Genomic DNA, 12283 nt, shown 5'->3' with positions numbered 1-12283 from the left:
CTTCCAATTCCTTAAGCCATTTCCAGTGCTCGGATCTGTGTGCCGACGACGTGGATTCGGTTGTCCAATTCTAAGAGTGAGAGGGCGTCGCCGATGCGGTCGCGGATGTTGGCGCCGGTGTTGCGGTAGCCGAGCAGGCGGGCGGTTTCGATGACGAGCTCGTCGCGGCGCATGCCGTAGGCGATTTTGAGCAGGGCGACGGCGGCTTCGCCGATCTCTTCGAGGCAGATCTCGTCGATCGGGCGCGGCGCGGACTGGGCGGCGGGGACGCGCGGGATAGGGCGCTCGCCGCCGCGTGGCCAGAGGAAGCCGTCGCGCTGTTCGAGGCGGTCCTGTAGGGCGAGGGCGTCGGCCATTTCCTCCACGATCTCCCGGATGCGCGCGCCGGCGCGCGCGACGCCCGACATTTCCGCCATGTGCTGCGCGGCGGTTTCCAGCGGCAGCGGCCCTTCGAGATCGACCATCTGGACTAAAAAGTCGGCGCGGGCCTTTTGCTGGGCGGGCAGGTCGCCGTACAGCGTGTCCCGCCCGCCGGGCAGCGGGGCGAACCAGCGCGCGTAGACATCGACCCCCGGCGGCAGCGCGAACGGGACCGCCCCTTCGGTCGTATACGCCGCCTGGGTCTCGTATACAGCGTTCGCGCCTGCGGGGGACGACGGAGTTTCGGACGAGTGATACGCGAACAGGCTCCCGTCAATCGGCGTTTCTTCCGAACCGTTGCTTTCGCCGGGCTCCTGCGTGACAATGGGGAGGGCGGGCGCCTCGGGCTCCCAGGCTCCAGCCTTCGCGCGGGCGACGGCGTCGGCGATGCGCGCCAGTTCGCGCTGCGGGTCGCGCACCCAGTCCGAGGACCACACGCGCAGGAGACGCCAGCCGAGCGTTCCCAGCACCTGCGCGCGCAGGCGCTCGCGGGCGCGCGCTCCGGGGGCGTCGCGGTACATCGGGCCGTCGCATTCGATTCCGAGCAAGTAGCGCTCGGGATCGGCGTCGTCCACAATTCCCAGATCCACGCGATACTCGAAGAGGCCGACCTGGCGGCGCACGGTGTAGCCCGCGTTTGCGAGCGCCGTTTCGATGGCCTGTTCGAACGCACTCTGCGCCGCGACGGCGTGCGCTTCGAACGCGAGGCCGGACTGGCTGCCGCTCGCGGCGAACTCCAGATACGCCTTGAGTAACTTGGGGCCTTCGGCGCTGGTGCGCTGTGTGTCGATCTCACCGCCTTGAATGGAGGCGACCACCGTCATGCGCTGGCGGGCGCGGGTGACGGCGACGTTTAAACGCCGCTCGCCGCCCGCTTGATTGAGCGGCCCGAAGTTCATGGAGAGCTTGCCGCTGGGGTCGTGTCCGAAGCCCAGACTGAGGAAGATCACATCGCGCTCGTCGCCCTGCACATTCTCGATGTTCTTGACGAAAAACCCTTCCGAGCCCTCCTCCGTAAGCAGTGGAATCAGATCGGGCGTTTCCCGCTTGCGCCGCTCGATCTCGGTCAGGATCGTCGTCTGCTGCGGTTCGTTGAACGTGATGACGCCGACCGACTGCCCCGGGTTCTCCCGAACGTGCTGGATGACCCGATCGGCGACGCGGCGCGCCTCAATGGGATTGTTGCGCGCCGCGCCGGTCCCCGGGTAGTAGACGCCGTCCGCGACATAGTCGAACGTCACCGCCGACGGCAGGCTTGCCGACGGGTAAGGGATCAGCTCCTTGTAAAAATGAACCTTCGAAAAGGCGATGAGCGATTCGTGCCGGCTTCGGTAGTGCCAGTTCAATGGGTGCTCGGCGAAGTGCGGCGAGTCCGGGTCGGCGAAGGCGTCCGCCGCCTTCAAGACGCTTTCAAACTCAGCCGCGCCGCCGTCCTCCTCCTCGTCGTCCCCCGCGCCGTCGTCTTGAAGACTGGAGAAGAAGGAAGTCGGCGGGAGCTGCTTGGTGTCGCCGGCGATGATCACTTGCTTCGCGCGTAAGATCGCGCCCACGGCGTCCTCGGTGAAGACCTGCGAGGCTTCGTCGAAGATGACGGTGTCGAACCAGATCGTCTCGGATGCCAGAAAGAGGCTCACCGAGAGCGGGCTCATCAGCAGGCAGGGCTTGAGCAAAAAGAGCAGGTTCGGGATGTCGGCGAGCAGCTTGCGGATAGCTTTGGGACGCTGGCGGCTAAGCTGCGTCTTGAGCGCGCCCATCTCGCCGATGCTGGAGATTGCGCCTTCCACGGTGACGGGCTTTCGCTTCTGCGCGATTGTCCGCACGCCTTCCGGCGCGACATCGATCTGGCGCTGGTCCAGCGCGCAGAAGCGCGCGATCTGGACGGCGTGCTCCTCGCCGCGAAAGCGCCGGAGGGCGGGGATCTGGTCGGTGACGGCGTCGAGCCACAGGCGATGGAACTGCTTGCGAAACGCCGGCGCGATCTGATCCGCCGGCGGGATCCGATTGGTCGCCGTCTCGAAGAACGAGAGCATGCCGTTGTCCGCGCACTCCTCGCGCAGGTTTTGGAAGTCGATCCACCGCTCCAGATCGCCCATGCGGTCGAGACGAAGCTGCAGCCACGCCGCGAACGCCGGGAACGCCGCCTGCGCGAGCGGCAAGTCCAAGACGGTGAGGCGCTCCGGCGGAAACAGTTCGCCAAGTTCGCCCAGCAGCCGGCGCACTCCGGCGATGCGCGCCGCCAGCGCCCGGCCGAGCTCCGCGATATCGGCCAGCGCCGGGGCCGAGCCTTCGGTGACGACATCCACCAGCCCCGAGGGCAGCGCAGCCTCGGGATACAGCGCGCGCAGCGTCTCCGTCCAGTCCAGCGCGGCGAGCACCGCCGCCCAGTCGGTCTCCAGACCGGAGTAAAGCTGCTGATATTGCCGGCGCAGCGCGTCGCCTTCGGCGGCGATCCGCGCGGCCTCCGCCACCAGCCGCCGCGCTTCGATCAGCGCGGCCCCCACTTGCAGGGGGGCAAGAGGGGACTCCGAGCTTTGCGAGAGATGGCAGGCGAGCGTTTCCTGGCGCGCGGCGTGGACGTCCCCCGCCGCCTCGCGCACGCCGCCCAGCCATGCGGCAAGCTCGTCCATCGGCGCCTGGGACAGCGGCAAATTGGTGAATGGAAGCTGCGTCAGATCGACCAGAGTTCCCAATGCCTGAATGGCCCGGTCTAACTCTTGCAGCTGCGCCACGACTGCCTGATGCTGATCGCGCAGCGGCTCAAGCTCCGGCCCGGAGCGCACGACACGCTGCATGAGCGCCGCCGGGACATCGCCCGAGCACGCTTCGGACAGTTCCGATGTCTGACGCAGCGCCGCCCCGATCGCCGCCCAGTCCGTTTCCAGGTTCTGAAAATGCCGCCCGAACGCCGCGCGCAGCTCCGTCGAATGCGCGCGGATCCATTCGCCCCGGTCTCGAACGTCCTGTGCGAGCGTCAAATCGCGCAGCAAGTCTCGCCCGCCGCGTGTCGCTTCGGGCTTGAGCGTGAGCGTGACGGTCTTGCGGTCCTGGTAGAACGCGGGTTTGAAAAATCTCAGAAAGCCGACGTAGTCCGAGGCGAACCGGGCGCGCAGGCCGGGGAGATCCAGACCCAGCACCGCCTCGGAGTAGTCGGTGAAGAGTGTTTGGCGGCCCGTCAGATAAGCCTGATGCTGCGCGCTCGCCTCGCTCGCCTGCGCTTGCAGCGCGGCGATGGCGCCGGGAGCGAACCAGTGCGCTTCGGGACGCGGATCGGCCAGGGCCAGTTCGGCGATCCGGGCTTCGTGGCGCGCGGCGCCCAGCGTGCGTGCGGCGGCGCGGCCGGTGAAGTGGCCCAGCCCGTCCAGCCCGCGCTGGAGACGCGCGATCTTGTCGCCGGTCTCGCCCAGCGCGCGGTCGAGATCCGAGAATCGGTCCGCGATCCGCGTTTCCCAGAGGGGGCCAAGCGCGGGCCGCAGCGTCGGGATATGCCTGGGGCCGAGGCGGTCCAGCAGCGCGGCGTGATCCAGCGCCAGAATGTGAGGCGTCCAGGAGCGCAGCAGCGCGGCTTTGGCGTCTGTGTGATTTTGGTCGCGGGTTTGACTGCGAGAGGCGGTTTGCCGCAGTTCGGCGAGCGAATCTTCGGTCAGCCAGGCGCGGGGCGGCTTCGGCGTCCGCGCGGCGGCGTCCGCGACATCGCGCAGATGCTCGGACGCCGCCAGCGTTTGCGGGGCGTCGACACGGCAAAGCGCGGCGAGGCGCGCGGCTTCCGAGGCGAGCAGATCGACCTGAGGACGCAGATCGCCGACGACGGCGCGCACGCGTGTCTGCAAGTCCAGCGTGAAGCGCTTGGCCTGTACGCCGCGCCAGGGATGCGTATGGATCTCCGCGAAGATCGCGTGGTAGTTTTGCAGCCGCTCGGCCAGCGTTTCCAGGCGGCGATATTGTTCGCGGGAAACCTGTTCGGGAGCGATGAATGCGAAGGGAAGCTCCATGGTCGTGACCGCCTGCGTCACCACGCCGTTGGCTTCGTAGACGGAGAGGCCGAGCGGCTCCTGGGGCGCGTGCAGCGCCGTGACGACCTGAGCGAGCGCGTCCCGGATCTCGTCCAGCTCCTCCACGGAGAATTCGGCGCCGCTGAGCGTCTGGCGGCGGGCGTGCAGGGCGCGCCGCAGCTGATCGAGCACGTCTTTCTTATTGGCCTTGTGGCTGTGGGCCTCCAGGCAGAGGTCCGCGAGGCCCTTGTCGCGCAGGCGTTTGAACACGGCGTCCAGCGCCGCCATCTTCTGCGAGACGAACAGCACGCGCTTGCCGCCGGCGATGCATTCGGTGATAATATTCGCGATGGTTTGGGTCTTGCCCGTCCCCGGAGGTCCTTGCAGCACAAAGCTCTGACCGGCGCGGGCGGCGAGGATCGCCCGCTGCTGCGTCGGGTCGGCGTCCAGCACCTGGTACGTGCGCGCGCCTCGCAGGGATTCATCCAGCTCGGCAACCGGCGGCAGATCGACTTGCGGGAGGCCGCGCAGGGCGTCCCGGTCTCCCGCGAGAGCGGCGACGATGGGGTGCTGGCGCGCCTGCTCCGTATGGGCTACTAAGTCCCGGTACATCACCATCTTGAGAAACGAGAACCGCCCGAGAACGACTTCCGGCGTGACGCTCCACTCGGGACGCTGGGGCAGGAGCGCGGCGACGGACGCCAGATATTCGCTCGGCGCCAGGTCGTCTTCGTCCGGCAGCTCGGGCAGTTCGATCCGCAGATCGCCCTGACTGAGCCGATAGCGCAGGGTAGGATTGACTTCGATCTCGTCCTCGAAGCGCGTGAGCTTGAAGGCGTCGCCGCCCGGCAGGCGCTCCAGCTGCACGGGGATGAGCAGCAGAGGCGAGCGCGTGGCGCTGCGTGTGTCGGGATCGACCCACTCCAGCATTCCGGCGGCCAGAAATAAGATATTGATGCCCTGCTCGCGCAGCGCCGAAACGCCGCGCAGCCGCAGGTTGTTGAGGATTTTGTATTCCGGTTCGGCGAGGGAGATATGGGCCGACTTCCTCGGCTTCGGCTCGCCAAGCAGTTCGGGATCGATCTGGCTTTGTACAAACGTCAGCGACTTGCGCTTGCGCACGAGCAGCGTATACAGCTCATCCAGACTCGGATCGGTCAGCGGCAGAACTCCGCGCGCTTTCGGGGAGAGGGCGTACAGCGGATTGCGCCGCGTCAAGTCGATCAGCGCCGACTGCCAGCCCTCAATTTTTCGTCGCACCAGCTCTTCTGTCGTCACACGCATCCCTTGCCGCGCCCGCCGCGTTTTGGGACGCGGCGGGCGTAAGTAGTCACAGCAAGATTATTATGGCACAGGAGGGTGGGTTTCCCTGACGGAGAGAGTATAGGGATCGTTTTGTGAGTAAAATCGCGGGTAGATACGCGTGAAGAGGCCGGCGAATGAATTCGCGGCTAAAAGTACGGTCACCCGCCTGCGCGGGTTCAGATTTTGCGCCGAAGGCGCTGATTGATCTGCCGTAGGCTCCGAAGTCCCCGAAGGGGGACGATCGTACTTTTAGGCGCGAATTCATTCGCCGGCCTTCTGACGCATTAACGCTTTTTACGATCTAGATCTGAGAAACGACGATGCTCTTCCCAGCCGCAACCGGCACAAAGCTCCGGCCGTCTTTCGACTGGATGGACTTCGCCGGACGCCCATTGATCGTCACGCCGGAGCCGGGGACGCCGACCGTTGCGGAGACGCCCTGGGGCACGGTCACAGTGACAGTCAGTTGGGAAGCCGCGCGGGCGGCTCGGACGCGCAGGAGGCCGTGTGGAGTGGGGACGGCGCCTTCGGCCCAGGTCAGGTCGCCGAGGTCGGGGATGATCTCGGCGGTCTGGAAACCTCCGCTGGTCGGGGAGACGCCCAGGATGCGTTCGGTCAGCAGATTTGTTGGACCCGCCGACCAGCCGTGGCAGAGGCTGGCGTTCATGCCGGTGATATTGTCGGCTTGCAGGAACTGATGGAAGTGCTCCTTCGGCAATTTCGGGTCGTAACCTTCCCAGAAGGTCGTCGCGCCTTCGGCGAGCATCCCGCCCCAGTAGTCCCGCAGGACACGCAGGGTATCGGCGTTATGGCCGGTCTGGCTCATGGCGGCGATAATGTAGTTGCCGTAGTACGGCGACAGCACCGGGTTGTTGCCGAGCAGCGCGCCTGACTTGTCCCAGGAGGGGCTGTCCGGGGTGAGGACCTTGCTGTAGATGGCGGTCTGTTGTGCGGGGGTGGCGACGTCGGAATAAACCGCCATCGCATTCTCCTGAAGCCGGTTACCGTACGTGTCCGTGGCGGCGTCCGGCAGATACTGGCGCGCGGCGGCGGTCAGAGTATCCGCCCAGGCGTCGTACTTCGCGGCGCTGGGCGCGTCGTTCATCTCGCGGAGAAGAAACGCGGCTTCCCGCGCGGCTTTCACGTAAAAAAGATGCGTGGTCGCTCGCGCCATCGGGTGGTCGCCGTCGAACTCCGGCGACCAGTCGACGAAGGGCCATTTGCCGAGTTTGTTGGCGAACAGCCCGCGTTCGTCCAGCTCGCCGCGCATGTACTCCAGCAGGGAGATCAGCGCGTCGTGCTGGCTCTTGAGATAAGCGTAATCACCGAGATGCCGGTGGAAATCCGCGAGCGTGCAGATCCAGGAGCAGGAATAGCCGGGGATGGTGTTGACGTGATTGTTCGGAAGTTCGGTGTTCGGCCGGCCGCCCTGAACGTCGTCGCGCAGGCGCGTCATCGTCTGCTCCATCAAGAACTTGTCGGCGAACACGTTGTTGATCACTTCCCCGGAAACATGCAGGTCGCCGATCCAGCGGGCTCGGTCGCGCTTGGGCGCGTCCCAAATATCTTCCTGCATGCACAGATGGGCGGTGTACGCGCCCGTGTACCAGAGCTTGGTCAGCAATGCGTCGGAACAGTCGAACCAGCCTTTGTACTCAACGGGATAGTATTTGTGGTCGCAGGAGACGCGCAGGCGAATGGGGTCCTGCGCGGTCCCGGCGGGAAACGTCAGGCGCACATATCGAAACGCGCTGTACGGCGTGTACGACGCATTTCCCGGCGTCAAAATCAGGGAATGCGGCCCGCCCCAGGGTGCTTTGAGGGCTTCGTCATCCGACTCGCCCGTTCCCACGATGACCGTTCCCGATGTCAGCGGCTCGATCCGAACGCGTCCCGCGATCTCTTTCCCAAAGTCCAGCAGCAAACTTGGGACGTCCGTGGCGCCCGCCGGCGGCGGGGTGACGGTCAGCACGGCGTCGGAATGGTTCGCCAGGTTGTCCGCGCCCGCGAAGGCTCCCGCGCCGGGATGCGCGTCCGCCACGCGGGCAAAGGGCAGCGTCAGATGGGCGAGGTATGGAACCGCCGTCACGGCTTCGTAGCCGGGCCAGCCCTGCAAACCGCCCACGTTCGCCCAGACGCCGCCCGAAAGCGGGGCGATGGCGGCGGCCGGTTTCCAGGCGTCGGCGTCAAAGTCCACGGCGCTCCAATCGGCCGGCGGCGTCGCGTCCGTGGAGACTTTCCAGCTCGTGTCCGTCAGGATTGCAGCCTGGCCGTCGATTTCCAGCTGCGCCAGGAATCCGGCGTCTCCGCCGGCGTTTACGACGCGCGCCGCCAGCGCGTTCTTGCCGGCGCGCAGATACGGTGTGACATCGATCCGGTGGACACGCTTCCAGACATCCCGGTCATTGGGGTCTGGAACGGATTGGTCGATCTGCCTGCCGTTGACGAACAGCGTGAAAAAGTCGTCGGCGGTGAGATAAAGCACCGCTTTTTTGGGCGCGGCCTTAAGATCGAACGCGCGCCGCAGAGAGATCGTCTGATTGTCCGTTTTCGTGTCCGCCCAGATCCATTGGGTCGCCGATACGGCCGCAGGCGCTTTTGGCTGCTTCGGAATCGGAAGGCCGTATGTCGGGTCGACGGTCGGCGGCGTCTTGGAGGCGCCGGGCGCTGCCGGAGTCAGAGTCGCCGCAGCGAGCGTCATCCAGAGCGCGGCGTATTTCGGGTAGGGCATTGTTTCGTTCTCTTCAAGGGAGCGGTGAGCGTCAGCGCGCCGCGAATGTGTACGTTCCCGAGCCGACGGCGTAGACCGCACGGCCGTTTTCGTGACGCAGGAACCGCACCCCGGGCGCGTCGGCGGCGGGCCGGCCGCCTTCGGTGACCGTGCGCGGATCGGAGGTCGGGACAAACACCGTGGCCGTAGCGTTGGCGGGGATCGAGACATCCATGGTCAGTCCGTTTGCGCTGGCGTCCCAGGCGCTGGCGATTGGGCCGTGGGTTCCGTGGTAGGTGGCGCGGGCATAGGTCAGGCCGGGACCGGGACGGGGGGCGATGACGATGCGCTCAAAACCGGCGCCCTCGGTGTCGATGCCGGCGACGGTTTGATAGAGCCACTGGCCGACCGAGCCGAGGGAGTAATGGTTGAACGAGTTCATGCCGGGGTCCTGGAACCCCTTTTCTTTTGTCCAGCCGTCCCAGCGCTCCCAGATGGTCGTCGCGCCCTGCCGGATCGAGTACCCCCAGCTGGGGAACGTGTCGTTCAAAAGCAGCTGGTAAGCGATGTCGTTGTAACCCGTCTCGGTCAGGACCGGACAGAGATAGCCGACGCCGACGAAGCCGGTCGAGAGGTGGCCGTTCTTCGCGGCGATGTCGTCCGTCAGATGCTTCGCGGCCAGCGGGCGCAGGTTCTCCGGCAGCAGACCGAAGCGCAGGGCGAGCACGTAGCAGGTCTGTGTCTCGCCTTTGACCTTGCCGTCGGGGGTGACATAAGCGCTGTGGAACGCGTTTTTGATGTGCGTGAACAGAGCGTCATACGTCGCCGCGTCCTCCCTGCGGCCGATCGCGCGGGCCATCCGCGCCATCAGCGCGGCGTCGTAGGCGTAATAGGCCGTCGCGAGAACATCCTTGGGCGTGTCGGCGTCGATGGAGAGCCAGTCGCCGAAGTCGTTGTGGCGCTCGTTCTCCCACAAGCCGCTGGGATTGGCGATCGTGAGATAGTCCATCCAGCGCGTCATCGACGCCCAGTGCTTGGAAATGAGATCCGTGTCGCCGTAGGTGTGATAGATCGTCCATGGGACGATCACGCCGGCGTCGCCCCAAGCCGGCGCGCCATTGCGGTCGTCCACGCGGCGCGGCGCGACATCGGGATAGCCGCCGTCGGCCGCCTGTGCGTCTTCCACATCCTGAATCCACTTGTTGAAGAACGTCTGCACGTCGCGATTGTACGTGGCGGTGCGGACGAAGATCTGCGCGTCGCCCATCCATCCCAGCCGCTCGTCGCGCTGCGGGCAGTCGGTCGGGATGCTCAGGAAGTTGCCGCGCTGGCCCCAGACGATATTGCTTTGCAGCTGGTTGACCATCGGGTCGGAGCATTCAAATGTTCCGGCGTCCGGCGCGTCGGAGCCGACAAAGCATCCGGTGATCGTGTCCAGAGACGGTTCGCCCGGATATCCCGTCACTTCGACGTATCGGAACCCATGGAAGGTGAAGCGCGGTTCGTAAGTCTCCACGCCGTCGCCCCGGCAAATGTAGACGTCCGTCGACTTCGCCGCCCGCAGGTTCGTCGTGTACAGCGTCCCGTCGGGATTGAGCATCTCGGCGAAGCGCATCTGAATGCGTGTCCCGGCGGGCGCCGTCACCGCGAGACGCGCCCAGCCGACCATGTTTTGGCCGAGATCGAAGAGATACGCTCCGGGAGCCGGCTGCGTGATCGCGATGGGGCGCAGTTCCTGCGTCACTCGGATCGGCGGTCCCGAATCGCCGACGAGCGCCGGATGGCCGGGCGCCGTCACGGAGTCGCTTTGGACTCGGGCCGACCGCCATGACGCGTCGGAAAACTCCGGACGGTCCCAGCCGATGAGCTCTTTGCGGGCGTCATACTGCTCGCCCATCAAAAAGTCGGAGTAATCGATGGGGCCGGTAGCGGCGCGCCAGTTGCCGTCGGTCACGATGAGTTCGCGCGCGCCGTCGGCGTATTCGATGACAAGCTGCGCGAGAAGCTGCGGTCGGTCGCCGTAGTGGTCGCGCTGGACGTCGAATCCCAGGTAGCCGCTATACCAGCCGTCGCCCAGCACGGCGCCCAGCGCGTTGCCGCCCTGACGAAGCAGCGCCGTGACATCGTACGACTGATATTGGATCCGCTTGTCGTAATCGGTCCAGCCGGGGCTGAGCCGCGAATCGCCAAGGCGCGCGCCGTTGAGATGCATCTCATAAAGGCCGCGCGCGGTCGCGAAGATCGTCGCGCTCTTGATCGGCTGATCGACGGTGAATTTTCTTCTCAAATAGGCGCAGGGCGGCAGCGTGCGCCCGTCCACGACGACATCGCGGGGCGTGCTGGCGGAGATCCACGACGCCTTCCAATCGGAGGAATAGAGGATTCCCATGCTCCAGACGCCCGTCTCGCTGACGGTTTCCGACTCGCCGGACTGATCCCAGACCTGAACCTTCCAGAAGCAGCGTTCGCCGGACCGGAGCGTCTTTCCCGCGTAGGCGATCCGCGCCGTCCGCCGGGATTCGACCCTTCCGCTGTCCCATCGATCCGCTTTGCCTTCCTTGAGGAGCCTGGGGTGAGAGGCGACCCAGATCCGATACGCGCCTTGCGCCCAGCCGCGCTGCTCGGAGGCGATCTCCCAGCTCAGACGCGGGGCGAAGGTATCGACGCACGCCGGGCTATCTGCAAATTCGCAGCGCAGAGAATTAATCGTCGTCATCGTGTTGTCTCGCGCCGGCGAGGAAACCTCCAAAACCGATTGTGTCATTGTCATTTGACTTTCGTGATTGATATGGACGCCGTTCATATTGGCATTCGAGCTATACTCTATTTTGATTATAGTGATCGGTCCCAATCTCGAATATCAGTTATCCGGCGAATAATATCAGTTTCACGGCGTCTCATGGAAAACCGCACCAACATCTCCTCTCACTGTTTCAACGATATCGCCAGACGCGTTCCCGGCGCCGCCGACCATCTGCTGCCGCTGATCAGCCGGCGCGACGACTTAATCCTTGAGCACAACCTGATGGTCTCCACGAATCACCACGAGGATTTCTACTCACTGTACTTTGTCCGTCAGGGCTCCGGCCGCCATATGGTGAACGATGTGGTGTACAGCGTTTCGCGTGGGGACGTCTACATCATGAGCCCCGGCGCCGTGCACGCCTACCGGCAGGCGGAGCAGTTGGTTCTGGACGCGCTTTACTTCACTCTGGATATCTTTACGCCGCTGGAGATGGATTGGCTGCGCGCGACTGCGGGGTTTCTGCCGCTGCTGGTCGGGTCGGAGTCTCGGGGGAGCGATGACGCCAGCGGCGGGCGTCTGCTGCATTTGAATCCGGCGCAGCATACGCGGATGACGCAACTGGTCGATACGCTGCATGGGGAGTGGCTTCGGGGGGATTACGGAAACGCGCTCATGACGCGCGCGCTGTTCCTGGAGCTTCTGGTGCGCCTGGCGCGTTTTTGCGACGAGAACGCCGCCGCCGATTACGGGTCGAGCGTCGCCCACACGCCCAAATCCGAAGAGACGCTGGCGGCGGCGCTGCGCTTTATGGACGAGCGTTTCGCCGAGCCGCTCCGGATCGAGCAGATCGCGGCCTCGGTTTTCCTCTCCGCCGATCGTTTCACCGAAGTCTTCTCGGCGGCGATGGGCCGCTCCCCCAGCGATTACCTGCGTTATATCCGGATCGAGCACGCCAAACTGCTGCTCGCCACCACGGACCTGCCGATCACCCGGATCGCCGCCGATTCCGGCTTCGATCAAGCGTCTTACTTCACCCACGTCTTTCGAAAAGCCGTGGATCAAACCCCGCGAGAATACCGCGCGGGCGCAAGGCGGTGACCGCAAACCCACCCC

4 protein-coding genes are annotated in these 12283 nt (G+C 65.3%); 1 reads left to right on the top strand and 3 read right to left on the bottom strand.

From position 1 onward, the window contains the following. Positions 1-11: 11 nt before the first annotated feature. The 3 genes from D5261_RS05790 to D5261_RS05780 form a co-directional block, all read right to left on the bottom strand. A complete protein-coding gene (locus tag D5261_RS05790) occupies positions 12-5669 on the bottom strand; it encodes a PDDEXK-like endonuclease domain-containing protein (RefSeq protein ID WP_301002424.1) in 5658 nt (1885 codons plus the stop codon). Positions 5670-6015: 346 nt separating this feature from the next. Next, the gene (locus D5261_RS05785) at positions 6016-8445 is read right to left on the bottom strand and encodes an alpha-L-rhamnosidase-related protein (RefSeq protein WP_119321106.1); all 2430 of its coding nucleotides are present in this window, start codon (positions 8443-8445) and stop codon (positions 6016-6018) included. Positions 8446-8476: 31 nt separating this feature from the next. After that, a complete protein-coding gene (locus D5261_RS05780; RefSeq protein WP_218025569.1) occupies positions 8477-11194 on the bottom strand; it encodes an alpha-L-rhamnosidase in 2718 nt (905 codons plus the stop codon). 129 nt (positions 11195-11323) lie between these two features. Here D5261_RS05780 and D5261_RS05775 point away from each other — a divergent pair, with 129 nt between their 5' ends. Beyond that, positions 11324-12268 carry an AraC family transcriptional regulator gene (locus D5261_RS05775; protein WP_165864139.1) on the top strand — a complete coding sequence of 315 codons (945 nt, stop codon included), beginning with the start codon at positions 11324-11326 and terminating at the stop codon, positions 12266-12268. Positions 12269-12283 lie beyond the last annotated feature (15 nt).

The organism is Capsulimonas corticalis (assembly GCF_003574315.2).
In the GTDB taxonomy this organism is placed as follows: Bacteria; Armatimonadota; Armatimonadia; order Armatimonadales; family Capsulimonadaceae; genus Capsulimonas; species Capsulimonas corticalis.
Note: the sequence above shows the minus strand (reverse complement) of the source record. Positions and strands in the feature narration are given on the sequence as shown.

Bases quoted from the DNA above. Each gene is read 5' to 3' on its own strand.
- D5261_RS05785 (WP_119321106.1), bottom strand. From the start codon at position 8,445: ATGCCCTACCCGAAATACGCCGCGCTCTGGATGACGCTCGCTGCGGCG.
- D5261_RS05780 (WP_218025569.1), bottom strand. From the start codon at position 11,194: ATGACAATGACACAATCGGTTTTGGAGGTTTCCTCGCCGGCGCGAGAC.
- D5261_RS05775 (WP_165864139.1), top strand. From the start codon at position 11,324: ATGGAAAACCGCACCAACATCTCCTCTCACTGTTTCAACGATATCGCC.